The sequence below is a fragment of the Streptomyces sp. JK94 genome, from assembly GCF_053613315.1.
In genome coordinates, this window is the sequence record NZ_JBSICH010000022.1 from 90,155 (window position 1) to 114,087 (window position 23,933).

General features: G+C 73.2%; 21 protein-coding genes. 10 read left to right on the forward strand and 11 right to left on the reverse strand.

The genetic code is table 11. The features are described from left to right. Window positions 1-69: 69 nt before the first annotated feature. From sepX to galU, 6 genes are all read right to left on the reverse strand, one after another. Window positions 70-1,422 (reverse strand): divisome protein SepX/GlpR, encoded by a 1,353-nt coding sequence (gene sepX / locus ACVV2G_RS20930; protein ID WP_453844270.1) that lies wholly within the window; start codon window positions 1,420-1,422, stop codon window positions 70-72. Window positions 1,423-1,595: 173 nt separating this feature from the next. Further along, window positions 1,596-2,204 carry a GNAT family N-acetyltransferase gene (locus ACVV2G_RS20935; protein WP_453844292.1) on the reverse strand — a complete coding sequence of 203 codons (609 nt, stop codon included), beginning with the start codon at window positions 2,202-2,204 and terminating at the stop codon, window positions 1,596-1,598. 23 nt (window positions 2,205-2,227) lie between these two features. Beyond that, a complete protein-coding gene (locus tag ACVV2G_RS20940) occupies window positions 2,228-2,767 on the reverse strand; it encodes a MogA/MoaB family molybdenum cofactor biosynthesis protein (protein WP_453844271.1) in 540 nt (179 codons plus the stop codon). Then, window positions 2,764-3,285, reverse strand: a complete 522-nt coding sequence (moaC, locus tag ACVV2G_RS20945) for a cyclic pyranopterin monophosphate synthase MoaC (RefSeq protein WP_453844272.1) — start codon at window positions 3,283-3,285, stop codon at window positions 2,764-2,766. Before moaC ends, ACVV2G_RS20940 begins: the two co-directional genes overlap by 4 nt. A gap of 86 nt (window positions 3,286-3,371) precedes the next feature. Next, window positions 3,372-4,721, reverse strand: a complete 1,350-nt coding sequence (gene glp / locus ACVV2G_RS20950; RefSeq protein WP_453844273.1) for a molybdotransferase-like divisome protein Glp — start codon at window positions 4,719-4,721, stop codon at window positions 3,372-3,374. Window positions 4,722-4,726: 5 nt separating this feature from the next. Next, a complete protein-coding gene (gene galU / locus ACVV2G_RS20955) occupies window positions 4,727-5,629 on the reverse strand; it encodes a UTP--glucose-1-phosphate uridylyltransferase GalU (RefSeq protein ID WP_453844274.1) in 903 nt (300 codons plus the stop codon). A 93-nt stretch (window positions 5,630-5,722) separates the two neighbouring features. Here galU and ACVV2G_RS20960 point away from each other — a divergent pair, with 93 nt between their 5' ends. Beyond that, a complete protein-coding gene (locus ACVV2G_RS20960) occupies window positions 5,723-6,337 on the forward strand; it encodes a 5-formyltetrahydrofolate cyclo-ligase (protein ID WP_453844275.1) in 615 nt (204 codons plus the stop codon). Between the two features lie 130 nt (window positions 6,338-6,467). Here ACVV2G_RS20960 and ACVV2G_RS20965 read toward each other — a convergent pair whose 3' ends face one another. Further along, window positions 6,468-9,275 carry a penicillin acylase family protein gene (locus ACVV2G_RS20965; protein WP_453844276.1) on the reverse strand — a complete coding sequence of 936 codons (2,808 nt, stop codon included), beginning with the start codon at window positions 9,273-9,275 and terminating at the stop codon, window positions 6,468-6,470. A 218-nt stretch (window positions 9,276-9,493) separates the two neighbouring features. Here ACVV2G_RS20965 and ACVV2G_RS20970 point away from each other — a divergent pair, with 218 nt between their 5' ends. The 6 genes from ACVV2G_RS20970 to mscL all read left to right on the forward strand — a co-directional run bounded on the left by ACVV2G_RS20970 (window position 9,494) and on the right by mscL (window position 15,420). Next, window positions 9,494-11,092, forward strand: coding sequence for a potassium/proton antiporter (locus ACVV2G_RS20970; RefSeq protein ID WP_453844277.1), 1,599 nt, complete (start codon window positions 9,494-9,496; stop codon window positions 11,090-11,092). Between the two features lie 246 nt (window positions 11,093-11,338). Further along, a complete protein-coding gene (locus ACVV2G_RS20975; protein WP_453844278.1) occupies window positions 11,339-12,655 on the forward strand; it encodes an MFS transporter in 1,317 nt (438 codons plus the stop codon). A gap of 68 nt (window positions 12,656-12,723) precedes the next feature. Beyond that, window positions 12,724-13,080, forward strand: coding sequence for an FmdB family zinc ribbon protein (locus tag ACVV2G_RS20980; protein WP_453844279.1), 357 nt, complete (start codon window positions 12,724-12,726; stop codon window positions 13,078-13,080). A gap of 83 nt (window positions 13,081-13,163) precedes the next feature. Then, window positions 13,164-14,012, forward strand: coding sequence for an S-methyl-5'-thioadenosine phosphorylase (locus tag ACVV2G_RS20985; RefSeq protein ID WP_453844280.1), 849 nt, complete (start codon window positions 13,164-13,166; stop codon window positions 14,010-14,012). Between the two features lie 199 nt (window positions 14,013-14,211). Then, window positions 14,212-14,760, forward strand: coding sequence for a hypothetical protein (locus ACVV2G_RS20990; RefSeq protein ID WP_453844281.1), 549 nt, complete (start codon window positions 14,212-14,214; stop codon window positions 14,758-14,760). Between the two features lie 189 nt (window positions 14,761-14,949). Then, window positions 14,950-15,420: a large conductance mechanosensitive channel protein MscL gene (mscL, locus tag ACVV2G_RS20995; RefSeq protein ID WP_453844282.1), complete on the forward strand. Its 471-nt coding sequence runs from the start codon at window positions 14,950-14,952 to the stop codon at window positions 15,418-15,420. Between the two features lie 46 nt (window positions 15,421-15,466). On the opposite strand, the gene ACVV2G_RS21000 is transcribed toward mscL, so the two are convergent. Further along, window positions 15,467-15,649, reverse strand: coding sequence for a hypothetical protein (locus ACVV2G_RS21000; RefSeq protein ID WP_453844283.1), 183 nt, complete (start codon window positions 15,647-15,649; stop codon window positions 15,467-15,469). Window positions 15,650-16,071: 422 nt separating this feature from the next. On the opposite strand from ACVV2G_RS21000, the gene ACVV2G_RS21005 reads away from it, so the two are divergent. From ACVV2G_RS21005 to ACVV2G_RS21015, 3 genes are all read left to right on the forward strand, one after another. Further along, window positions 16,072-17,133: a P1 family peptidase gene (locus ACVV2G_RS21005; RefSeq protein ID WP_453844284.1), complete on the forward strand. Its 1,062-nt coding sequence runs from the start codon at window positions 16,072-16,074 to the stop codon at window positions 17,131-17,133. Between the two features lie 117 nt (window positions 17,134-17,250). Then, a complete protein-coding gene (locus ACVV2G_RS21010; RefSeq protein WP_453844285.1) occupies window positions 17,251-18,474 on the forward strand; it encodes a L,D-transpeptidase in 1,224 nt (407 codons plus the stop codon). A 177-nt stretch (window positions 18,475-18,651) separates the two neighbouring features. Next, the gene (locus ACVV2G_RS21015) at window positions 18,652-19,398 is read left to right on the forward strand and encodes a DUF6227 family protein (protein ID WP_453844286.1); all 747 of its coding nucleotides are present in this window, start codon (window positions 18,652-18,654) and stop codon (window positions 19,396-19,398) included. Between the two features lie 204 nt (window positions 19,399-19,602). On the opposite strand, the gene ACVV2G_RS21020 is transcribed toward ACVV2G_RS21015, so the two are convergent. The 3 genes from ACVV2G_RS21020 to ACVV2G_RS21030 all read right to left on the reverse strand — a co-directional run bounded on the left by ACVV2G_RS21020 (window position 19,603) and on the right by ACVV2G_RS21030 (window position 23,685). Further along, a complete protein-coding gene (locus tag ACVV2G_RS21020; protein WP_453844287.1) occupies window positions 19,603-21,729 on the reverse strand; it encodes a PTS fructose transporter subunit IIABC in 2,127 nt (708 codons plus the stop codon). 250 nt (window positions 21,730-21,979) lie between these two features. Continuing rightward, on the reverse strand, window positions 21,980-22,927 hold the full coding sequence (gene pfkB / locus ACVV2G_RS21025; protein ID WP_453844288.1) for a 1-phosphofructokinase: 948 nt from the start codon (window positions 22,925-22,927) through the stop codon (window positions 21,980-21,982). Beyond that, complete coding sequence (locus ACVV2G_RS21030; RefSeq protein WP_453844289.1) at window positions 22,924-23,685, reverse strand: DeoR/GlpR family DNA-binding transcription regulator; 762 nt, start codon at window positions 23,683-23,685, stop codon at window positions 22,924-22,926. The genes pfkB and ACVV2G_RS21030 overlap by 4 nt, the downstream gene beginning before the upstream one ends. Window positions 23,686-23,933 lie beyond the last annotated feature (248 nt).

The window sequence follows — 23,933 nt, forward strand, 5'->3', positions numbered from 1 at the left end:
ACTTTAGCACCCCGACCGGCCTGCTCAAAAATCGCTTCCGGAGCCGCGAGGGACGGCCCCCGGCGAGGCCTACTCGTTGGCCGCGCGGGGGCGGTCGCCGTCGTCGTACTGGTCGAAGAGGGGCGTCCGGCCCCGCTCCCGGGCCCGGCGGGCGGACGCGGCGCGCCGGTCGCTGCGCCCGGGGGTCTCCGCCCGCTCCCCGCCCTGGGCGGCCGGGCGGCCCGGGTCGGGGTCGGCCTCCGCGTCCCGCTCTTCGGGGGCGACGGTGCTGGAGCGTGCCGAGCTCCACGCGTCCGGCGCCGCGAGGTCCACGTCCGGTGTGGCGCGGGGGGCGACCGGCGCGGTCACGTAGGTGGGCAGGGGGACCGGCACCGGGTCCCAGCTGTCGCCCTGCGGCCGGCGCTGCCGTTCGCGCTGCTGGTCGACCCACTCGGCGTGGTCGGTCTGCTCGACCAGCGCACGCCGGTCCGCGGCGAGGGCCGACAGGCCGGGGTCGGGCTCCGCCTCGGGCCCCTCGTCCGGTTCCTCGGCGTCCGGGTCGTCGACGGGGCCGGCGGCGTCGGCGGGCGTGCGCCGCCGCGGCCGGCGGTCGCGCAGGCGCTGAGCGGCCACCTCGGCCTGGCGGCGGTCCATCTGGAAGGCGAACCGGCGGCGTTCCTGCGCACGCAGGTAGGCGATGTAGGCGCTGAGCAGGACCGCGGGCACCCCGGGGGCCCACAGGAACGCGAGCCCGCCGACCGCCGCGACGACCGAGCCGAGTGTGAAGGCGAGGAACAGCATCACGGTCGTACGCCGTCGGCGCGCGAGCACCTTGGTGCGCCGGGCGCGGGCTGCGGCCGCCGCCGATTCGGGGGCCCGCCGGGCCTGCGGAACGCGCTTGCGCGCCGCTGCCGCACCGGCCCGTGGCGTCTGCCCGGGTTCCGGAGAGCGCCCGGTGTCCCGGGACGGCTGCGAGTCCAGGAGCCGCCCGGAGTCCTGCGACCGCTCGGGAGCCCGGGACCGCTCGGGTTCCGGGGACCGTGCAGGTTGCGGGGACCGTGTGGATTCGGTGGACCGTGCCGGTTCGGTGGACCGTGCGGATTCGGTGGACGGCCCGGGTCTGCGGCCGTGCGCGTGTCCGCCCGTCTCCGGCCTGGCGTACCGGCGGGTTCTGGACACGGCGAAGGCCCGGACGTCCACCGAGTCGGTGACGGCGTCCGGGGCGTCCGCGCCGGGCTCCGCCTCGTCGGCGGGACGGGACTGCAGGTCCTTGGCGTACCGGCGCTCCATGCCCGCCCGTCCGGACAGCAGCCGGATGGCGGTACTGAAGCGTTCCGTCGGACGGGCCTCGTTCAGCTCGTCCTGCCTACGGAGCCACATCGGCACCAAGTAGGCGGCCCAGGCCCCGACGATGACTGCGTAGATGAGGCCACTGCTGCTCACGCCTCACACGGTAGAGGGGTTTGCGCGGGGCCATCCGCCAATTGAGCCGGTGTGTCGCACGATCTGGCTGATATTTCGAACTTTTTTTGTGATCGATGTGATCAGCACACGGTCGGAGCTACTGAATTATCCGTTTCGATGCGGTCGCAGCCCCGCCAATTTCGAACATGTATTCAATTACCGGTGTTTCGTGCGCTCCGGCCCCGCGACCGGTGCCAGCGTCGCAGCAGCCCCTCGGGGGCTTCCTCCGCGGTGAGCGCGAAGACCAGGTGGTCGCGCCAGGCTCCGTCGATGTGGAGATAACGGGGCCGGAGGCCCTCCTCGCGGAATCCGAGTTTCTCCACGACCCGGCGACTGGGCGCGTTCTCGGGGCGAATGCAGACCTCGACCCGGTGCAGTCCGACCGTGCGGAAACAGTGGTCCACCACCATCGCGACGGCCGTCGGCATCACCCCGCGGCCCGCCACCGCCTGGTCCACCCAGTAGCCGACGTGCCCGGAGCACATCGAGCCCCAGGTGATGCCCGCCACCGTCAACTGCCCGACCAGGCGCCCCTGGTACTCGATGACGAAGGGCAGCATCCGGCCGGCGTGCGCCTCCGACCTGAGGTGCCGCACCATCTGGCGATAGGTCGGCCGGTGCGTCGGCGAACCCCCGGGCGTGGGCGGCGGGATGGTCGCCTCCCACGGTCGCAGCCAGTCCCGGTTGCGCCGGTTGACCTCGCGCCAGGCCCGCTGGTCGCGCAGCTTTATCGGCCTGAGGACGATGTCGCCGTCCACCAGCTCCGCGGGCCACGATGGGCTGTTCAGCTCGCACCCCCACCACTGGCGGACCCGGGGTGGTCACCGCCGCGGAGCTGGTCCACGGCGTGCTTCAGCAGCGGCTCCAGCACGGCGAGGCCGTCCTTCACCCCGCCGGAGGAGCCGGGGAGGTTCACGATCAGCGTGCCGCCCGCCACCCCGGCCAGGCCCCTGGAGAGCACCGCGGTCGGCACCTTCTCCCGTCCGTACGCCCGGACGGCCTCCGCGATGCCCGGTACCTCGTAGTCGATCACCGCCCGCGTCGCCTCGGGGGTGCGGTCGGTGGGCGAGATGCCGGTGCCGCCGGTGGTGACGATCACGTCGTAGCCCGCTTCGGCGCCGGCCCGCAGGGCGGCCTCGACCGGGTCGCCGTCGGGGACGACCCGGGGGCCGTCGACGGCGAACCCGAAGCGGCGCAGGCCCTCGGCGATCAGCGGGCCGCCCCGGTCCTCGTAGACCCCGGCGGCGGCCCGGTTGGAGGCGGTGACCACCAGCGCGCTGCGGGGCGCGAGCAGGGCGCCCCCGTCCGACGCGTCCCCTGTCATGCCCGGCTCCAGTCGCCCGACTTGCCGCCCGTCTTCTCCTCCACGCGCACGTCCGTGATGACCGCTCCCTTGTCGACCGCCTTGACCATGTCGATCACGGTGAGCGCGGCGACGGTGACCGCGGTGAGCGCCTCCATCTCCACGCCCGTGCGGTCCGTCGTCCTCACCGTGGCGGTGATCTCCACGGCGTCGTCCGCGACCGACAGGTCCAGTTTCACACCGGAGACCGCCAAGGGGTGGCACAGCGGGATCAGGTCGGGGGTGCGCTTGGCGCCCATGATGCCCGCGATGCGCGCGGTGGCCAGGGCGTCGCCCTTGGGGACGCCCTCACCGCGCAGCAGCTCCACCACGCGGGCGGAGACCAGGACGCGCCCGCTCGCGCGCGCCGTGCGGGCCGTCACGTCCTTGGCGGACACGTCGACCATGCGGGCGGCGCCCGCCGCGTCGATGTGCGTCAGCCGGTCCTGTGGTGCGTGTGCGTCCTGGCCGTGGTGCGGGGGTCGGTCCTGCGTACTCATGCTCGTGTGGCGCTCCCGGTCCGGGCCCGGCGCGGTGCGGCGCGTGGGCCTGCTGTGCGCGACACGGTACCGCCCGGCGGGCCGGGTCAGCCGAGCAGGACCACCTCGACCTCGGCGCCGGGCTCGACGGACTCGGTGTCCTCGGGCACGACGATCAGCGCGTCGGCGTGCGCGAGGGCGGCCACGAGATGGGACCCGGCGCCGCCGACCGGGGTGACCGCACCGTCGGCCCAGGTGCCGCGCAGGAACTGCCGGCGCCCCTTCGGCGAGGTCAGCGCCTCGTCCGCGGCCAGCGTCGCGGTGGTCGTCGGACGGTGGACGTCGGGCAGCCCCATGAGGGTGCGGATCGCCGGGCGGACGAAGAGTTCGAAGGAGACGTACGACGACACCGGGTTGCCGGGCAGGGCGAGGAGCGGGGTGTGGTCGGGGCCGACGGAGCCGAAGCCCTGGGGCTTGCCGGGCTGCATGGCGAGCTTGCGGAAGTCCACGCCGCTGCCCGGCTCGTCCTCGTCGGCGACGTGCGCCAGCGCCTCCTTGACCACGTCGTACGCCCCGACGCTCACCCCGCCGGTGGTGACCATCAGGTCGGCGCGGACCAGCTGGTCCTCGATGGTGGACCGCAGGGTCTCGGCGTCGTCGGCGACGGCGCCCACCCGGTAGGCGATGGCGCCGGCGTCCCGGGCGGCCGCGGTGAGGGCGAAGCTGTTGGAGTCGTAGATCTGGCCGGGGGCCAGTTCCTCGTCGGGCTGGACGAGTTCGCTGCCGGTGGAGAGCACCACCACGCGCGGACGCGGGCGGACGCGGACCCTGCCGCGGCCGATCGCGGCGAGCAGGGCGATCTGCGGCGGGCCGAGGATCGTGCCGGCCTCCAGGGCGCGGGCGCCGGACCTGACGTCGCTGCCCTTCGCGCGCACGTGCGCGCGTGCCGCGGCCGGGCGGTGGACGTGCACCTGCCCCTCGGCGCCCTCCGGGGCGAGGCTGCGGGCCCGCATGCCGGCCACCGGGCCCTCGCCTAGTCCGCCGTCGGTCCACTCCACGGGGACGACGGTCTCGGCGCCGGGCGGGAGCGGGGCGCCCGTCATGATGCGGGCGGCCTGGCCGGGCCCCACGGGCAGCGGGTCGGCCTGGCCCGCTGCGACGTCCCCGACGACCTCCAGGACGGCGGGGAACTCCTCGCTCGCGCCCGCGACGTCCGCGACCCGCACCGCGTACCCGTCCATGGAGCTGTTGTCGAAGGGCGGCAGGGAGAGCGGCACCGTGATGTCGTCGACCAGGACGCAGCCCTGGGCGTCGAGCAGGTTCAACTCGATCGGTTCCAGGGGTCGGACGGTGGCGAGGATGTCGTCCAGGTGGTCCTGCACCGACCACAGCCGGTCCGGACCGAAGTCCTCGGTGGCGTGGCCGTGGCCGGTGGCACGGTGCGCGGTGCTGCTCAACGTCGTTACATCTCCTCGGCTACGTAACTGCGGAGCCAGGTCCGGAAGTCCGGCCCCAGATCCTCACGTTCGCATGCGAGTCTGACAATGGCACGCAGGTAGTCGCCGCGGTCGCCGGTGTCATAGCGGCGGCCCTTGAAGACGACGCCGTGCACCGGGCCGCCCACCTTCTCGTCCTCCGCGAGCTGCTGGAGGGCGTCGGTCAGCTGGATCTCGCCGCCCCGGCCGGGCTCGGTCCTGCGGAGTATGCCGAAGATGTGCGGGTCGAGGACGTAGCGGCCGATGATGGCGTAGTTGGACGGGGCGTCGGCCGGGTCGGGCTTCTCGATCAGCCCGGCGACCTTGACGACGTCGCCGTCCTCGGTGGCCTCGACGGCCGCGCAGCCGTAGAGGTGGATCTGCTCCGGCGCGACCTCCATGAGGGCGACGACGCTGCCGCCGTACTGCTCCTGGACGTCGATCATGCGCTGCAGCAGCGGGTCGCGGGGGTCGATCAGGTCGTCGCCGAGCAGGACCGCGAAGGGCTCGTTGCCGACGTGCGGGGCGGCGCACAGCACGGCGTGGCCGAGGCCCTTGGGGTCGCCCTGGCGGACGTAGTGGATCATCGCGAGGTCGCTGGACTCCTGGACCTTGGCCAGCCGGCCCGCGTCGCCCTTCTTCTGGAGGGCGGACTCCAGTTCGTAGTTGCGGTCGAAGTGGTCCTCCAGGGGGCGCTTGTTGCGGCCCGTGACCATGAGGACGTCTCCGAGGCCGGCGGACACGGCCTCTTCGACCACGTACTGGATCGCCGGCTTGTCGACGACCGGCAGCATCTCCTTGGGAGTGGCTTTGGTTGCCGGCAGGAACCGGGTACCGAGCCCGGCCGCGGGGATGACAGCCTTGCTGATCCTGGGGTGGGACTGAGTCATGCGCGACACCCTATCCGGTGCCTATAGGGAGAATCTGTGACGCGAGATCAGTGGTGCTCATATGAGCACATGAGAGTGGCTGGGGAGTGAGTGGTGAGTGACATCGGCCCCGAAAGCGCAGCCGGCAAGCGGACGTTGCGGCGGGCCCTGCTCGCGACGAGGAACGGCTTGACCGCGGACGACGTGCGGGAATCGGCGGTCGCGCTGGCCGCCCGGACCCTCGCGCTGCCGGAGGTCGCGGGGGCGCGCACCGTGGCGGCGTACGTCTCGGTGGGCGCCGAGCCGGGCACCCTCGCGCTGCTCGACGCGCTGCGCGCGCGGGGCGTGCGCGTGCTGCTGCCCGCCCTGCTGCCGGACAACGACCTGGACTGGGGCGAGTACGCCGGGGAGGGCTCCCTCGCGCGCGTGCGGCACGGGGGGCGGACGGCCCTGTCCGAGCCCGCCGGCGAGCGGCTGGGGCCGGACGCGGTGACGGGGGCCGACGTGGTGCTGCTGCCGGGCCTGGCGGTCGACGGGCGCGGCCTGCGGCTGGGGCGCGGCGGCGGATCGTACGACCGGGTCCTCGCGCGTCTGGAACGGGCGGGCACGCGTCCCGCGCTGCTGGTGCTGCTCTACGACGGGGAGGTCGTCGCGCACGTCCCCGGCGAGCCGCACGACCGGCCGGTGGACGCGGTGGTGACGCCGTCGGGGACGCGGCGGTTCCGCTGACGCGGACGACGGACGGCACGGGCCGCACGGGCCGCACCGACGCGCCGACGCGCCGACGCGCCGACGCAGAAACGGCCTCCACGCGCGTGTGGAGGCCGTTTCCCGTCGGTCCCGGGTCAGGGGCGCCTGCTCAGGGCTTGAGCACCAGTGTGTCGCTCGTGCTCTCGTCGACCGCCTTCTTCGAGAAGGCCCACGTCAGCAGCTCCCCTTCGGCCCACTTGTCCGTCTGGTCGGTGTAGTGGGCGCTGTAGGCGTGGCCGGAGGCGCCGGTGAGGTTGATCCAGCGGGACTTGTCGAGGTCGTCCAGGTTGACCACCATCCGCATGGACGGCACCCAGATCACCCCGTAGCCGCCGGCCGCGTTCCAGCCGGAGGCGTTGACCGCCGCCTCGCCGCCGCTGAGCTTCCACGGCCCGCGGTTGAGGGCGTACTTCAGGAAACCGGGGCCCTCGGTGCCCAGGGTCTGGTTCTCCAGGAACAGGCGGTGCAGCCGGCCCCAGTTCCAGGTGTCGATGTCCTTGCCGAGCTTGGCGGTCAGCTCCCAGCGGGCGTCGACCATGGCGCGCTTGAACAAATCGTCCCGGTTGTGGTCGGCGCCCTTGCGGGTGCCGGAGGCGGGCGTCGTCCACCAGTCGCTCTTCGGCTCGTCCATCAGGCTGCGCACGACCTCGAACCAGCGGTCCCCCCCGTCCGGCTGCGCCTGGCCGGCGTCGCGCTGGCCGCACTCGCGGACCTTGTTGGTCTCGTCCACGGGCCCGGTGGTGTTGACCGGGTCGACCCACAGGCACTGGCCCTCGACCCGCAGTTCCTTGGGCAGCTTGTTGCCGAAGGCGAGCTTGAGCAGGTTGCGCCAGACCGCGTTGAAGTAGGCGGCGGCCGCCGAGTCGGCGTCCTGGGTGTAGTCCCAGCCCTCCAGCAGCTTCTGCGCCTCGCGGACGTCCTTGTCGCCGACGTCGATCTTCAGCAGCTGGGGCACGATCAGCTTGGCCATCTCGCTGCTGTTGTCCAGCTGCATCTGGCGCATGTCGTCGGTGGAGATCTTGCCGCCGTCCTTGATCTTCTGCTCGATCAGGGAGGTGATCCGCTGGCTGCGGGTGCCGTAGCCCCAGTCCGTGGTCAGCGTGTACGGGTACGCGTCCTCGTCGACGACGGCCTGGTTGGCGGTCACGATGTAGCCGCGGTCCGGGTCGTACTCGTACGGCAGCTCGTCCTGGTCGATGTACTCGCCGGTCCAGCGGTACCCGGCGTCCCAGCCCGGTGCCGGGACCGAGCCGTCGTGGCCCTCGGCGCGCACCGGGATCCTGCCGGGCAGCGTGTAGCCGATGTGCTCGCTGTCGGCGTAGACCAGGTTCTGCGAGGGGACCTCGAACAGTTCGGCGGCCTCGCGGAAGTCGTCCCAGTCCTTCGCCCGGTCCATCGCGAAGACGGCGTCCATGGTGGTGCCCGGGTCCAGCGCGGTCCAGCGCAGCGCGACGCCGTAGCCGTCGCCGCGGTCGGGGGCGGCGGTGTCGACGGTGGCCTTCTTGCCGGCCTTCACCAGCTCGTCGTCGCGGTCGGAGAGCAGGGGGCCGTTGTTGGTCTCCCGGACGACGATCTTCTTGGACTCGCCGCCGGCGACCTCGATGGTCTCCTCGCGCGTCTCGAAGGGGACCACCTTGCCGTCGTACTGGTAGCCGGCGCCGGTGATCTTCTCCAGGTAGAGGTCGGTGACGTCGACACCGGAGTTGGTCAGGCCCCAGGCGACGTCCTGGTTGTGGCCGATGACCACGCCGGGCATGCCCGCGAAGGTGTAGCCGGCGACGTCGTACTGGCACTTCGCCGAGACGCTGCGGCAGTGCAGGCCCATCTGGTACCAGACGGACGGCAGCGACGGCGACAGGTGCGGGTCGTTGGCCAGCAGCGGCTTGCCGGTGATGGTGTGCTCGCCGGAGACGACCCAGGAGTTGGAGCCGATGCCGTCGCCGTTCACGCCGACGGCGGTGGGGACGTCGTCCAGGACGGTCTGGAGGGCGGACAGCTGGCTCTCCAGGGCACTGCCGAAACCGGTGCCGGTGCCGGTCCCAGTGCCCGTGCCAGTCCCGGTCCCGGTGCCCGTGCCGGTCCCGGTGCCCGTACCGGAGCCGTCGGTGGAGTCGTCACCGTCGGACGCGCCGCCGTCGAAGGTCTGGGTCAGCTCGTCGTACTGGCCCTCCTGGACGATCGCCTTGTTCCGGTCGTACGGGTACGCCGGGTACAGGTCGGCGATCTGCTCGGGGCCCAGGCGGCTGGTCATCAGGGCGCGGTCGACCTCGTCCTGCATGTTGCCGCGCAGGTCCCAGGCCATCGCCTTCAGCCACGCCACCGAGTCGACCGGGGTCCACTCCTGGGGCTTGTAGTCGTTGGTGAACCCGAGGGCGGCGTACTCCAGGGAGATGTCCGCGCCGTCCTTGCCCTTCAGGTAGGCGTTGACCCCCTTGGCGTAGGCCTGGAGGTACTTCTTCGTGGAGTCCGACAGCTTCTCGTCGTACTCCTTCTTCGCCACCCGGTGCCAGCCCAGGGTGCGCAGGAACTCGTCGTTGTCGACCTGGCTCTTGCCGAACATCTCCGACAGGCGCCCGGCGGTCATGTGGCGGCGCACGTCCATCTCGTAGAACCGGTCCTGGGCCTGGACGTAGCCCTGCGCCATGAACAGGTCCTCGTCGGAGGAGGCGTAGACCTGCGGGATGCCGTAGCCGTCGCGCTTGACGTCGACCGGCCCCGACAGGCCCTCGAGCGTGATCGACCCCTTGGTCTGCGGGAAGGACGCGCGGACGGTGCTGACGGACCAGTACGCCCCGTAGACGAGGCCGCCGATGACGGCCAGGACCAGCACGAGGACGAACAGGCGCGCTTTGCGCCCCTTCTTCCTGCCGGACTTGCCGGGCTGCTGACCCGTGGAGGCGGTGTTGGTGGGGGGCATCGCTGTCCTTGCTGTCCTAACACGAGCGGCAGGGGCGGGCTGTGCTTTGTACTGAGCGCTGGAGCAACTGTAGGCGCAGGCCCCGCTCCCCCTTGACGCGGAGTCGGGTAGCGGCACGCACGGGCGTTCGATCTTGCCAAGCCGAGCGTCAAGAAATCGTCAAGAGTTAGGTAAGGTAACGAAGTAGTTACCCGCAGAGCACCGCGGTTTCGTGTGCCATGGGAGTGCGCGTCCGCTCACCGCGCGGGCACTCGTCCGCCGTGGGCCGCGCCGTGCTCCGTGCTGTGCGCCAGGGAAGGGAACGGCCGCTGACTGTCCACCACCTCAACCAGCTCCTGCTCGTCTGCTCGCTCGTCCTGCTCATCGCCGTGGCGGCGGTCCGGATCTCCTCGCGCAGCGGGCTCCCCAGCCTGCTCGTCTACCTGGCCATCGGCATCGCCATGGGCCAGGACGGCATCGGCGACATCCAGTTCGACAACGCCGAGCTGGTCCAGGTCATCGGATACGCGGCCCTGGTCGTGATCCTGGCCGAAGGCGGTCTCGGCACGAAGTGGAAGGAGGCGAAACCGGCCCTGCCGGCCGCCTCCGCGCTGGCCCTGGCCGGCGTCGCGGTCAGTGTCGGCGTCACGGCGGCGGGCGCGCACTACCTGACCGGGCTGGAATGGCGGCAGGCACTGATCGTCGGGGCGGTGGTGTCCTCCACGGACGCGGCGGCCGTCTTCTCGGTCCTGCGCAGGATCCCGCTCCCGCCGCGCATCACGGGCACGCTCGAGGCGGAGTCGGGTTTCAACGACGCCCCGGTGGTCATCCTCGTCGTCGCCTTCTCCACGGCCGGCCCGATCGAGCACTGGTACGTGCTGCTGGGCGAGATCGCCCTGGAGCTGGCCATCGGCGCGGCCATCGGACTCGCGGTCGGCTGGCTGGGGTCGTGGGGGCTGAGGCACGTCGCGCTGCCCGCCTCCGGCCTCTACCCCATCGCCGTCATGTCGATCGCCGTCGCCGCCTACGCGGCCGGTGCCATGACCCACGGCAGCGGCTTCCTGGCCGTCTACCTCGCCGCGATGGTCATGGGCAACGCCCGGCTGCCGCACTGGCCCGCCACCCGCGGCTTCGCCGACGGGCTCGGCTGGCTCGCCCAGATCGGCATGTTCGTGCTGCTCGGCCTGCTGGTCACCCCGCACGAACTGGGCGACGACATCCTGCCCGCCCTGGTCATCGGGCTGGTGCTGACCATGGTGGCGCGTCCGCTGAGCGTGGTGCTGTGCCTGCTGCCGTTCCGGGTGCCGTGGCAGGAGAAGGCCCTGATGTCCTGGGCGGGGCTGCGCGGCGCCGTGCCCATCGTCCTGGCCACCATCCCCATGGTGGAGGGCGTCGACGGCAGCCGCCGGATCTTCAACCTCGTCTTCGTCCTGGTCTGCGTCTACACCCTGGTCCAGGGACCGACCCTGCCCTGGCTGGCCCGCAAGCTGCGGCTGGGCCAGGGCGACGAGGCCGCCGACCTCGGCATCGAGTCGGCGCCCCTGGAGCGGCTGCGCGGGCACCTGCTGTCCGTCACGATCCCCGAGGGTTCCAGGATGCACGGCGTCGAGGTCAGCGAACTGCGGCTGCCCGCCGGGGCGGCCGTCACCCTCGTCGTCCGCGACGGCAGGTCGTTCGTTCCGCTGCCGACGACGGGGCTGCGGCGCGGGGACGAACTCCTCGTGGTCGCCACGGACCCGGTCCGGGACGCGGCCGAGACACGGCTGCGCGCGGTCGGCCACGGCGGCAAGCTGGCCGGCTGGCTGGGCACCGGGGAGACGAGCGGCAATCACCGGTGACGTCACCCGGGGTGCTCGCTTTCACAGGGTGTGCCCCTCTTGATCCCTGTACGATGAAGGCGGCACCTGATCGAACCAACTCTGCCTGACGCAGAGCTGGCGCGACCGTATGGCGGCCGGCACGCCCCCTCCCCCTCGGGCTCCGGCATCTACCGCAGTCCGCGCAAGAGGACAGCTCTCGGCGCTCCCGCACGGTCACGCACCATGGACGGGACGGCGCTACCAGGCGGCAGAAAGGCACGGGCCGTGGCATCCACGGTCACCCCGTCGGAGAAGTCGCAGGAGAGGGACCCGCACACCCCTCCCGCCTCCGCCCGCCCCGGATACGGGCAGCTGCTGCGCACCCGCGGCGCCTGGACGTTCCTGCTCCCGGGCTTCGCGGCACGCCAGCCGTTCGCCATGCTGACGCTCTCCATCGTGCTGCTCGTGCAGCACACCACCGGCTCCTACGGCGTCGCCGGCGCCGTCGCGGCCGCCACCGGCGTCTCCATGGCCCTGTTCGCCCCCTACAGCGGCCGGCTCGCCGACCGCCACGGACAGCGTGCCGTCCTGCTCCCCGGCGTGCTCGTGCACACCGCGTCCGGCCTGACCCTGACCGTTCTCGCGCTCGCGGACGCACCCCTGTGGGCGCTGTTCGCGGCGGCCGTACCCACCGGCGCCTCGGTGCCGCAGGTCGGGCCCATGGTGCGGGCCCGCTGGGGGGTGAAGCTCAAGGGCTCCCCCCTGATGAGCACGGCGGCCGCCTTCGAGTCCGTCACCGACGAGCTGACCTTCGTCCTCGGCCCGCTGCTGGCGACCGCCCTGTGCACGGCCGTGAACCCGGCCGCGGGGCTGGTCACGGAGGCCGCGCTCACCCTGGTGGGCGGTCTGCTGTTCGCGGCGCAGAGGAGCACCCAGCCGGCGGCCGGCCGCTCCGACGGCGACCACGCGCGCGGGGAGCACGTTCCGGCGCTGCGCGTCCCCGGGGTGCGCGTCCTGATCGTGGTCTTCCTGGGCATCGGTTCCGTCTTCGGCGGCATGCAGGTCTCGCTGGCCGCGTTCACCGAGTCCATCGGCGAGCCCGGACTGAACGGCGTCCTGTACGGCGTCTTCGCCGCGGGCAACATGGTCTCCGGCCTGGCCTGCGGCGCCATCGCCTGGAAGGCCGCCCCGCAGCGGCGCCTCCTGGTCGGCTACACCGCCCTCGCGCTGACCGCGTCCGGTCTGTGGGCCGCGCACTCGGTGCTCGTCCTGGCCGGCCTCGGCCTGCTCGTCGGCGTCTGCATCGCGCCCGCCCTCATCACCGGTTACACCCTGGTCGACGGCCTGGTCCCGGCCGGCGCCCGCACCGAGGCCTTCACCTGGCTGACCGGCGCCGTGGCACTCGGCCAGGCGGCGGCCGTGACCGTCTCCGGCCAGCTGGAGGACCGGCTCTGGGACGGCGCCGGGTTCCTGGTGCCGATGGGCGGCACGCTGCTCGCGCTGGCGACGCTGCTGGCGCTGCGCTCCCGGCTGGCGACCCGGCCGCGCGAGCGTACGGTCACACGTGGCGTCGGTCACCGCGAGCCTGCCGCAGTGGACTGATCCCGGGGAATGCGTCACTATGGACCGTCGTTAGCACTCATCGAGTGAGAGTGCCAGGAGGAAGACAAGTGCCGACGTACCAGTACCAGTGCACCGAGTGCGGCGAGGGCCTCGAGGCGGTGCAGAAGTTCACCGACGACGCCCTGACCGAGTGCCCGAACTGCCAGGGCCGCCTGAAGAAGGTCTTCTCCGCGGTCGGCATCGTCTTCAAGGGCTCCGGCTTCTACCGCAACGACAGCCGCGGCAGCTCGTCGAGCAGCTCGCCGTCGTCCTCGAAGCCGGCCTCCTCCTCGACGTCCTCGTCGGACTCGGGTTCGTCGTCGGGCTCGGGTTCATCGTCGGGCTCCGGCTCGTCCTCGGGCTCGTCCTCGGGCTCGGGCTCGTCGTCGAGCTCCGGCAGCTCCGCCGGCACCACCGCCGCCTAGGACTTCCCACGGCTTCTTACGGGACCCTGTCGTCGCCCGACGACGGGGTCCTCGGCGTTGCGCGGTACGGCTAGGGTCGGGGCATGGCGAACAAGGTGAATGCCGAGATCGGCGTGATCGGCGGCTCCGGTCTCTACTCGTTCCTCGACGACGTGAGCGAGGTCGAGGTGGACACCCCGTACGGGCCGCCCAGCGACTCCCTCTTCCTCGGCGAGGTTGCCGGCCGGCGGGTCGCCTTCCTCCCCCGGCACGGGCGCGGCCACCATCTGCCGCCGCACCGGATCAACTACCGCGCCAACCTGTGGGCCCTGCGCTCGGCCGGCGTGCGCCAGGTCCTCGGGCCGTGCGCCGTCGGCGGTCTGCGCCCCGAGTACGGGCCGGGGACCCTGCTGGTGCCGGACCAGTTCGTCGACCGTACGAGGACCCGGCCGTCGACCTACTTCGACGGGCTGCCGATGCCCGACGGCACGGTGCCCAAGGTCGTGCACGTCTCGCTGGCCGACCCGTACTGCCCCGCCGGACGGGCCGCCGCGCTGAAGGCGGCCCGGGGACGCGACTGGGAGCCGGTGGACGGCGGCACCCTGGTCGTGGTCGAGGGGCCGCGCTTCGGAACCCGCGCGGAATCACTGTGGCACCGGGCGCAGGGCTGGTCGGTGGTGGGCATGACCGGCCACCCGGAGGCGGCGCTCGCCCGCGAACTGGAGCTCTGCTACACCTCGCTGACCCTCGTCACCGATCTCGACGCCGGCGCGGAGAGCGGCGAGGGCGTCTCCCACGAGGAGGTCCTGCGGGTGTTCGCGGCGAACGTGGACCGGCTGCGGGGCGTCCTGTTCGACACGGTGGCCGCGCTGCCGGCGGCCGCGGAGCGGGACCGGGACTGCCGGTGCGGGGCGGCGCTCGGTGGGATGGATCCGGGGATCGCGCTGCCGTAGCGGGTGCGGTGACGGGGGTGGGGGGCGGTGCGCTGCCGGGCGGGGCGGTGCGGTGCGCTGCCGGGCGGGGGCCGGAGCGTGCTGTTCGGGTGAGGGAGTTGTCCACAACCGGTCGGTGGTCCACGGGCTCCGGCGGGCGGCGGCGAAAAGCCTCATCGTGGGTGCGCAAGCCGTTCCCTCGTCACAGGTGGTGGTCACCATGTCCCTGTCCCGTTCCGCCCATTCCGCTCCGCTGCCGCTCGGCACCGACGCACCCCCCACCTGCGAGGTTCCGCAGTTCGCCCCCGTGCGGGTGCGCGGCGGACGGCGGCAGTTGCACCGGCTCCTGCGCCACCGGCGGCGGGCCGTGGCCGCCGGGCTCGCCGTCACCGCCGCGGCGCTGGTGGCGGCCGGCCCGCGTTCCGGTGCCGGCGCGCAGGACGCCCAGCGGGCACGCGGGCATCCGGTGACCGAGCCCGTGCGCAAGCGGCACGGCACCGAGCTGGTGGCGGCTCCGCTGCGAATCGCCGACGCGGCCACCGTGCGGCTGCTCAGGCCGGGCGACCGGGTCGATGTCGTCGCGGCCGGAGACGGCGGCGCGGGCGACGCCTCCGTGATCGCGCGCGGGGCGCGCGTGACGAAGGTGCCGGAGCCCCTGGAGGGGACGGCGGCCGGCGGGGCGCTGGTCGTGGTCTCCGTGCCGCGCGCCACCGCTCACCGGCTGGTCGGCGCGGGAGCCACGACGCGGCTGGCGGTGACGCTGTGCTGAGCACCTCCACCCCCGGCACTCCGTCGGGTCGCTCGATCGAGGGGGCTGATTGGACAGGACGGCCCAACGCTGACGTAGGTTGCGGAGCGTTTTGCTCCGCACGCGGTTCGCGCGAGACCCGTTCGCGCGGAGTCCGTTCGTGCGGGGCTCGTTCATGCGAGACCTGTTTATGCGAGGAGAGCCCCCGAGGTGAGCGAGAAGAACGACCCGAGCGTCTGGCAGGGCTTCAAGGCCTTCCTGATGCGCGGAAACGTCATCGACCTGGCGGTGGCGGTGGTCATCGGTGCCGCCTTCACCAACATCGTCAACTCGGTGGTGAAGGGGGTCATCAATCCCCTGGTCGGAGCGTTCGGCACCCAGAGCCTGGACAGCTACAGCTCCTGTCTCAAAGGCCCCTGCACCGGCACCGGCGACAGCGCGACGGGCGTGCGGATCCTCTGGGGCTCGGTGCTCGGCGCCACCCTCACCTTCCTGATCACCGCGGCCGTCGTCTACTTCCTGATGGTGCTGCCCATGTCGAAGTACCTGGCCCGGCAGGAGGCCCGCCGCAGGGCGAAGGAGAGCACACGGGAGATCGTCGAGGTCTCCGAGCTGGAGGTGCTCAAGGAGATCCGCGACGCGCTGATCGCGCAGCGCGGCCCGGGGCACGACCGCCCGTAGCGCCGCGCGCCGGAGCGGCCCTGCCGCGGGGGGGTGCCCGCGCGGATCACAGGTGGTGGGGCGGCTTCTCGTCGAGGAAGCGCTTCAGGTCGGCCGCGCCGCCGCCCTCGGGCCGCTCGCCCCATCCGCGGTCGGTGTCGTCCGAGGTCTGCTGGTCCAACGGGTCGTCGAAGACCAGCGCGGGCCGGGGCGCGCGGGGCTCGGGGTCGGGGGCGGGGGCGGTGCTCATGGCTCCAGGGTACGGCCCGCCCCGCGGGAGGTGTTCCGCCTTCCCTCCTCGTCCCGGCGGCCTTCCCCGCTCGTCTCGTCCCGGCGGCCTCCCCCGTTCATTCCGGCGGCCGGGACCATCGCCGTGGCCACGGCCACGGCCACGGTCCCGCTACCGGCCTCGGCCCCCGCCACGGTGAAGTCGGGCCACGCCGAGCGGCCGGTGTCGCCGGTGTTCTCCGTCCCTTCCCCGGGTTCTCCGTCCCTCCCCCGGCGGCACGGCGGTGCTCGTGGCGGGCCGTCCCGGCGCCGTCCGTGGCGGTGGGGGTCGTGCCGCCCGCGCGGCGGGGCGCGCCGAAGCGGGGGCCGGCCGCGCCCGCCGCCGGACACCGCCGCAGACGCCGGTTCCCGTGACGGTGTCCGTGCCTGGTCGAGACTGGCGGCATGACAGTTGACGCATTGACGGACGTCGCCGGGCTGTTGGTGGGGCACGCGACGCGCACCGGCGACGGGTGGCTCACGGGCACGACGGTGGTGCTCGCGCCGGAGGGCGGGGCGGTCGCCGGGGTGGACGTACGCGGAGGCGGCCCCGGCACCAAGGAGACCGACGCGCTCGATCCGCGCAACCTGGTGCAGAAGGTCCACGCGGTGGTGCTCACCGGCGGCAGCGCCTACGGGCTCGACGCGGCGTCGGGAGTGATGGCCTGGCTGGAGGAGCGACGGCGCGGGGTGCGCGTCGGCCCGGACCCCGCGCACGTGGTGCCGGTGGTGCCCGCGGCCTGCGTCTTCGACCTGGCACGCGGGGGCGACTTCCGGGCCAGGCCGGATGCGGCCACCGGACGGGCGGCGGCCGGGGCGGCCCACGCGAGCGCACCGGGCGCGAGGGTGGCCGAAGGGTGTGTGGGGGCGGGCACCGGCGCCGTGGTCGGCACGCTGAAGGGCGGGGTCGGCACCGCGAGCACCGTGCTGGACTCGGGGATCACGGTGGCGGCGCTGGTGGTGGCCAACGCGGCGGGGTCGGTGACGGACCCGGAGACGGGGGTGCTGTACGGGGAGTTGTTCGGGGGCGGACGGGTTCGGTATCCGGCACCCGACGTCCACGCGGTCGCTGAGCGGCGTCTCGCCGAGGTCGCGGCGAGGAACGCGCCGCCGCCGCTGAACACCACGCTCGCCGTGGTCGCCACCGACGCGGACCTGTCCAAGGCGCAGGCGCAGAAGCTGGCCGGCACCTCGCACGACGGCATCGCGCGTGCCGTGCGGCCGGTGCACCTGCTCAGCGACGGGGACACGGTGTTCGCCCTGGCGACCGGGGAGCGCCCGCTCGACGCGCGGCAGCCGCTCGCGTTGAACGAGGTGCTGGCGGCGGGCGCGGACGTGGTGACGCGCGCGATCGTGCGTGCCGTACGCGCCGCCGGTCCGGTGGACGGGCCGGGCGGTGCCTGGCCTTCGTACGAGGAGCTGTACGGGCGTCCCGCCGGGGCAGGCCGACCGGAACGGGCAGGGTGATTGTCCCGGTTCTGTCACGTGTCGCCGTTCCGGGCGGCCGGCGGGAACCCCGTCGGCCGCCGCCCGCCTCTACGGGGCTGAAGCGGACACCGCACACCACCGAACCTGGAGCAGCCCGTGACAACGCCGGACATAGCATCGCGGCGCGCACTGGGGGCCGTTGCCGCCCTGATGGCCGGCGCCCTCACCCTCACCGCCTGCGGCGGGAGCGCCAGCGCCGACGACGAGAAGGACGGCGGGGGCGGCACGGACGCGGCGAGGACCTCGGTCGCGAACCTCGTGATCTCGGCGAAGGACGGGTCGAGCGGCGCCTCGATCAACGCGACGGGCGTGACGGTCGGCGACGGCCGGCTGACCGACGTGAGGATGACGGTGGCGGAGACGGGCGCGGCCGTGCCGGGTGCGGTCTCGGCCGACGGCGGCAGCTGGAAACCGAAGGAGCAGCTGGAGCGGGGCACCAAGTACCGGATCACGGCGAAGGCGAAGGACGCGAACGGCCGCACGGCAGCCGCCGACTCGGTCTTCACCACCGTCTCCCCCGCCGACAGTTTCATCGGCACGTACACGCCGGACGGCGGCACCACGGTGGGCGTGGGGATGCCGGTGTCCTTCACCTTCGACAAGGCCATCAGCGACCGGAAGAGCGTGCAGTCGCGCATCAGTGTCACCTCGAGCAGCGGCCAGGAAGTGGTCGGGCACTGGTTCGACGCCCGGCGGCTCGACTTCCGGCCCCAGGAGTACTGGAAGGCCGGCTCGAAGGTCACCCTGAAGATCGACCTGGACGGCGTGGAGGGAGCGAACGGCGTCTACGGCGTGCAGAAGAAGACCGTCTCCTTCACGGTGGGCCGCTCGCAGGTCTCCACGGTGGACGCGGGCACCCAGACCATGACGGTCGTGCGCGACGGCAAGACCCTCAAGTCGCTCCCCGTCTCGGCGGGCAGCGCCGAGAACCCGACGTACAACGGGCAGATGGTGATCTCGGAGAAGTCCGAGGAGACGCACATGGACGGGTCGACGGTCGGGTTCGGCGGCGAGTACGACATCCCGGACGTGCCGCACGCGATGCGGCTGAGCCGGTCCGGCACCTTCATCCACGGCAACTACTGGTACGACCAGGGCAATCCGCCCTTCGGCGTCCAGGGCACCAGCCACGGCTGCGTCGGCCTGCGGGACGTCCAGGGAGCGCAGGGCGCCACCGACGGCAAGTGGTTCTTCGACAACTCGCTCATCGGGGACGTGGTGACCGTCGAGAACTCCCCGGACGGCACGATCGCGCCGGACAACGGACTCAACGGCTGGAACATGGCGTGGAGCGAGTGGGTCGCCGCGAGCGCGGTCTGATCCGTCGTCCGGCCGTCCGAGCAGCGGATTTCGGGCAGGAGCCGGGTCGCGCGGGAACATCTCGCGCGACCCGCGCGTTTTTCGTGCGTACGTTTTCCCGGTTCCCGGGCATGATGTCCGACCGAGAGGCTACGGTATGCACCCACCAGGTGACATGCAGCAACGCCGGGAGAAACCTTGAGCGTTCCGTACGAGACGGCAGCGTACGAACCACCCGAGTCGCCCGAGTCTCCGGAGGAGCACCTCATGCGACTGCTGGGGCGCACCCTGAACTCGTTCGAGCTGCCCGACGAGACGATACGTCAGCTCGACTGCGCGCTGGCGCACGACGGTTCACTGCACTCCGCGCACCACAGCGCGGGCCTGCACCGCGAGACGTACCGCCACACCTGGCTGCTCGCCGACGGCTCGGCGCTCACCCTGTGGGAACTCGTCCACAACACCGCCCCGGGCAGCGATCCGCAGCACGAGGTGTACGTCGACGAGGAGGAGCTGCGCGCCGCCACCGCCCGGCTGGCCCTGCCGCCGGACGCGCCCGACTTCGAGCTGCCCGTCCAGGTGCAGTCGCCCCCGGTCCCCGCCCCACGGCACGCGTACGTCTCCGAGGCCTCGGCGGACCACGCCCGCCGGCTGCTGCGGCGTGCGGAGAACCCGGACCGGCCCGGCGCCGGCCTCGCCGCCCGGCTGGCGACGGCGTCCGGGCACCGGATCAGCCAGGCCTTCGGCGGCCCCGGCCGCGCGGGCCGTGCCCGGATCGGCTTCTCGCTCTACGAGCACGCCTTCCTGCTGCGGGACGGCGCCGAGGTCTCCCTCTGGGAGGTCGAGCACACGGCCACGCCCGACGGGCGGCACATGTGCGAGGTGTACGACAGCGAGGACGCCGCCCGCCGGGCGATGGAGCGACGCGCCGCACAGGTTCCCTAGAGGCGGACGCGTCGACAGGTCTCCCGGGAGTGCGGCCCGCGGGTGCCCCGGGAGTGCGGCCGGCAGGGGACGCGGAGCGACGCGACCGGGCCGGTCCCGTGGGGGTCCGGCCCGGAGGGCGTCGGGGTCATGGTCGGGTCGTCGGGGGGTGCCGGATGGTCGGGGGGTGCCGGGGCGTCGGGGGTGTTGCCGGCCGGCCGGCCCCTACGCGGCCACCGGCTGCCTCGTCCCCGGCGTCGCGGCCGACGGGTCCGCGCCGCCGGGTCCCTGAGCCGCCGCTCCCGGCGCCTGCTTGCGCAGGCCCTTGAGGATGATCACCAGGGCCGTGGTGACGCAGACGCCCGCCGCGATCGCGACCAGGTAGAGCAGCGGGTTCCCGATCAGCGGGACCACGAAGATGCCGCCGTGCGGAGCGCGCAGTGTGGCGCCGAAGGCCATCGACAGGGCGCCGGTGACCGCGCCGCCCGCCATGGACGCCGGGATGACCCGCAGCGGGTCGGCCGCCGCGAACGGGATCGCGCCCTCGGAGATGAAGGAGGCGCCCAGCACCCAGGCGGCCTTGCCGTTCTCGCGCTCGGCGGCGTTGAAGAGGCGGGAGCGGACGGTCGTGGCCAGGGCCATCGCCAGCGGCGGGACCATGCCCGCCGCCATGACGGCCGCCATGATCTTCATCGCGGAGTCGCTCGGGTCCGACACGGCGATGCCGGCGGTGGCGAAGGCGTAGGCGACCTTGTTGACCGGGCCGCCGAGGTCGAAGCACATCATCAGGCCGAGCAGGGCGCCGAGCAGCACGGCGTTGGCGCCGGACAGGTCGCCCAGCCAGTCGGTCATCGCCTTCTGCGCGGACGCGATGGGCTTGCCGATCACCACGAACATCAGGAACCCGACGATCGTCGCGGAGACCAACGGGATCACCACCACCGGCATGATGCCGCGCAGGGCCGCGGGGACGCGGATCCGCTGGATCGCCATCACCACCGCACCGGAGATCAGACCGGCCGCCAGACCGCCGAGGAAGCCGGCGTTGATGGTCAGCGCGATCGAGCCGCCGACGAAGCCGGGCACCAGACCGGGGCGGTCGGCCATGCCGTAGGCGATGTAGCCGGCCAGCACCGGGACGAGGAAGGCGAAGGCCACGCCGCCGATCTGGAAGAGCAGCGCCGCCCAGCTGTCGGCCTGGGACCAGACGAAGTGGTCCATCACCGACGGCGCCTCGTTGATCTCGTAGCCGCCGATCGCGAAGCCGAGGGCGATGAGCAGGCCTCCGGCGGCGACGAACGGCACCATGTAACTGACGCCGCTCATGAGCCACTTGCGCAGCTTGGTGCCGTACCCCTCGCCGGACTCGCCGCCACGTTCGACGGGCGTCGCACCGGCGGGCCCGGTGGCCGTGACCTCGCCGCGGGCCGCCTTCGCGCGGACCTCGCCGATCAGCTCGCCGGGCCGGTTGACGGCCGCCTTGACACCGGTGTCGACGGTGGGCTTCCCGGCGAAGCGGTCCTTGTCGCGTACGGGCACGTCGTGCGCGAAGATCACGCCGTCCGCCGCCGCGATCACCGCCGGGTCGAGCCGGCTGAACCCGGCCGAGCCCTGCGTCTCGACGACGATCTCGACGCCCGCCTCGCGGCCCGCGTTCTCCAGCGACTCGGCGGCCATGTAGGTGTGCGCGATGCCGGTGGGGCAGGAGGTGACGGCGACGATCCGGAAGGGGCGCCCGGACCCGCCGGGCCCCTCGTCGGTGCTGCCCGGGGCGGCTTCGGCGGAGGCCGCCGCCGAGACCGCCCCGGAGTCGTCGGCACTCGCCGTGTCCGCGGTACCTGCGGTGCTTGCGGTGCCTGCGGTGCCTGCGGTGTCCCCGGCGCTTTCTGTGTCCGCCTCCGCCGGAGCCGGCTCCTCGCCGCGGATCAGCGCGACGGCGGCCGTCGCGTCGCCCGCCGACCGCAGCGCGGTGGTGAACTCGGCGTTCATGAGCTGCCGGGCGAGGGAGGAGAGGATCGTCAGGTGGGCGTCGTCGGCGCCCGCCGGTGCGGCGATCAGGAAGATCAGGTCGGCCGGGCCGTCCGCCGCCCCGAAGTCGATGCCGTCCGCGCTGCGCCCGAAGGCGAGCGTCGGCTCGGTGACGTGTTCGCTGCGGCAGTGGGGGATGCCGATGCCGCCGTCGAGACCGGTCGGCATCTGCGCCTCGCGGGCGGCCACGTCGGCGAGGAAGCCCTCCAGGTCGGTCACCCGGCCGAGGGCCGCCATCCGCCCGGCGAGGGCGCGTGCCGCCGCTTCCTTGGTGTCGGCGGACAGGTCGAGATCGACCAGGTCCGCGGTGATCATGTCGCTCATCGCGGGCTCCTTAGCTCGCGTATCGCCCGGGACGTGAGGTGGTGGGCGAGGACGGGGAGGGGGACGGGGGTACTGCGGTGGGGAAACGGGCCCGGTGCACGGTGACCGGGGGCCGGGCGGGCGGTCATGGCGCCGGCCGCGGGAGGACGGGCACCCGGCCCACGACGACCAGGAACCCGACGGGCGGCCACGACACCGGCCCCCTGAGGACGGGCACCCGGCCCACGGCGTCCGGGGACGCGGCGGGTGGTCATGACACCGGCTCCCTCAGGGCGCGGTCCGCCGGCACCTCGGCCGTGACCGTCACCGCGGCCGGCTCCAGGTCGGCCGGCGTCGGCATCACACTGCCGGGAAGCCGTACGGCGGCGGCGCCGTGCGCGACGGCGGAGGCGAGGGCACTCGGCCCCGCGCCCCCGGCGACGAGGAACCCCGCGAGGGAGGAGTCACCGGCACCGACGTTGCTGCGCACGGCGGCCACGCGGGCGCTGCCGAACCAGGTGCCCGCGTCGTCCACGAGCAGCTGGCCGTCGGCGCCCAGGCTGGCGAGCACGGACCGGGCGCCCAGCTCCCGCAGCTCCTCGGCGGCCTTCAGGGCGTCGCCAACGGTGGCCAGGGGCCGCCCGACGGCCTCCGCGAGCTCCTCGGCGTTCGGTTTGACGACGTCGGGCCGCTCGCGCAGCGCGTGGAGCAGGGCGGGGCCGGAGGTGTCCAGGGCGATGCGGACCCCGGCGGCGTGCGCCCGGGCGACCAGGTCCGCGTACCAGGAGGGGGCCAGTCCGCGGGGGAGGCTGCCGCAGCAGGCGATCCAGTCGGCGCCGCGGGACTGCCGCCGTACGGTCTCCAGCAGCAGTTCCCGTTCGGCCGACGACAGTTCGGGGCCGGGTGCGTTGATCTTCGTCAGGACACCGTCGGCCTCGGCGAGCGCGATGTTGGAGCGGGTGGCCCCGGCGACCGGCACCGGCGCGACCTCGATGCCCTGGGCGTCGAGCAGGTCGGCGACGAGGGACCCCGGAGCGCCGCCGAGCGGCAGTACCGCGACGGTGCGCCGGCCGGCCGCGGTCACCGCGCGCGAGACGTTGACGCCCTTGCCGCCCGGGTCCACGCGCTCGCCCGTGGCGCGGACGACCTCGCCGCGGTCGAGGGAGGGCACCTCGTAGGTGCGGTCCAGGGAGGGGTTGGGGGTGACGGTGAGGATCATGCGCGTACCACTTCCGTGCCGGCGCGCTCGATGGCGGTGGCGTCGTCGGGGCTCAGCCCGCTGTCGGTGATCAGCAGGTCCACGTCGCCGAGGGAGCCGAAGCGGGCGAAGTGCTCCTGGCCGTGCTTGGAGGAGTCGGCGAGCAACACCACGCGCCGGGCGGCGGCGACGGCGGCCCGCTTGACCGCGGCCTCGGCGAGGTCGGGGGTGGTCAGCCCGTGCACGGCGGAGAAGCCGTTGGCGGCCACCAGGACCACGTCGGCGCGGATCTCGCCGTAGGCGCGCAGCGCCCAGGCGTCCACGGCGGCGCGCGTACGGTGCCGCACGCGTCCTCCGACCAGGTGGAGCTGGATGCCGGGGTGGTCGGCGAGACGGGCGGCGATGGGCAGGCTGTGGGTGACGACGGTCAGCGAGGACTCCGGCGGGATCGCCGCGGCCAGCAGGGCCACCGTCGAACCGGCGTCGAGGATCATCGTGCCGTCGTACGGCAGTTCCGCCAGGGCCGCCCTGGCGATGCGGTCCTTCTCGTCGGCGGCCGTGGACTCGCGCTCGGCGAGGTCGGGCTCGAAGTCGAGCCGGCCGGCCGGGATCGCGCCGCCGTGCACCCGGCGGAGCAGACCGGCGCGGTCGAGGGCCTTGAGGTCGCGGCGGATGGTCTCCGCCGTCACCTGGAACCCCTCGGCCAACGACACCACGTCCACCCGGCCGCCGTCCCGGGCGAGCCGGAGGATCTCCTGCTGCCGCTCCGGTGCGTACATGACCGTCCACCTCCGAACCGTGCCCGAACCTGTGGTTTCACACGGAGGCTACGCCCGGTTTTCCGGATTGTAAACAGGGAACGGAAGCAAGCAGACTTGATCGGGCATGAACGGACATGTGGAGTGGGGAGCGGGACACGCGGAACGTGTGAGGGGTGCTGCGCGCGGGAGGTGGGGGGGGGGGGGGGGAGGGGGGGGGGGGGAGGACAAAACCACCCACCTCCTCCTATCCCACTCCATTCTCTTCC

Bases quoted from the DNA above. Each gene is read 5' to 3' on its own strand.
- ACVV2G_RS20940 (WP_453844271.1), bottom strand. From the start codon at position 2,767: ATGACAGGGGACGCGTCGGACGGGGGCGCCCTGCTCGCGCCCCGCAGC.
- moaC (WP_453844272.1), bottom strand. From the start codon at position 3,285: ATGAGTACGCAGGACCGACCCCCGCACCACGGCCAGGACGCACACGCA.
- galU (WP_453844274.1), bottom strand. From the start codon at position 5,629: ATGACTCAGTCCCACCCCAGGATCAGCAAGGCTGTCATCCCCGCGGCC.
- ACVV2G_RS20965 (WP_453844276.1), bottom strand. From the start codon at position 9,275: ATGCCCCCCACCAACACCGCCTCCACGGGTCAGCAGCCCGGCAAGTCC.
- ACVV2G_RS20970 (WP_453844277.1), top strand. From the start codon at position 9,494: ATGGGAGTGCGCGTCCGCTCACCGCGCGGGCACTCGTCCGCCGTGGGC.
- ACVV2G_RS20985 (WP_453844280.1), top strand. From the start codon at position 13,164: ATGGCGAACAAGGTGAATGCCGAGATCGGCGTGATCGGCGGCTCCGGT.
- ACVV2G_RS20990 (WP_453844281.1), top strand. From the start codon at position 14,212: ATGTCCCTGTCCCGTTCCGCCCATTCCGCTCCGCTGCCGCTCGGCACC.
- ACVV2G_RS21000 (WP_453844283.1), bottom strand. From the start codon at position 15,649: ATGAGCACCGCCCCCGCCCCCGACCCCGAGCCCCGCGCGCCCCGGCCC.
- ACVV2G_RS21005 (WP_453844284.1), top strand. From the start codon at position 16,072: ATGACAGTTGACGCATTGACGGACGTCGCCGGGCTGTTGGTGGGGCAC.
- ACVV2G_RS21020 (WP_453844287.1), bottom strand. From the start codon at position 21,729: ATGAGCGACATGATCACCGCGGACCTGGTCGATCTCGACCTGTCCGCC.
- pfkB (WP_453844288.1), bottom strand. From the start codon at position 22,927: ATGATCCTCACCGTCACCCCCAACCCCTCCCTGGACCGCACCTACGAG.
- ACVV2G_RS21030 (WP_453844289.1), bottom strand. From the start codon at position 23,685: ATGTACGCACCGGAGCGGCAGCAGGAGATCCTCCGGCTCGCCCGGGAC.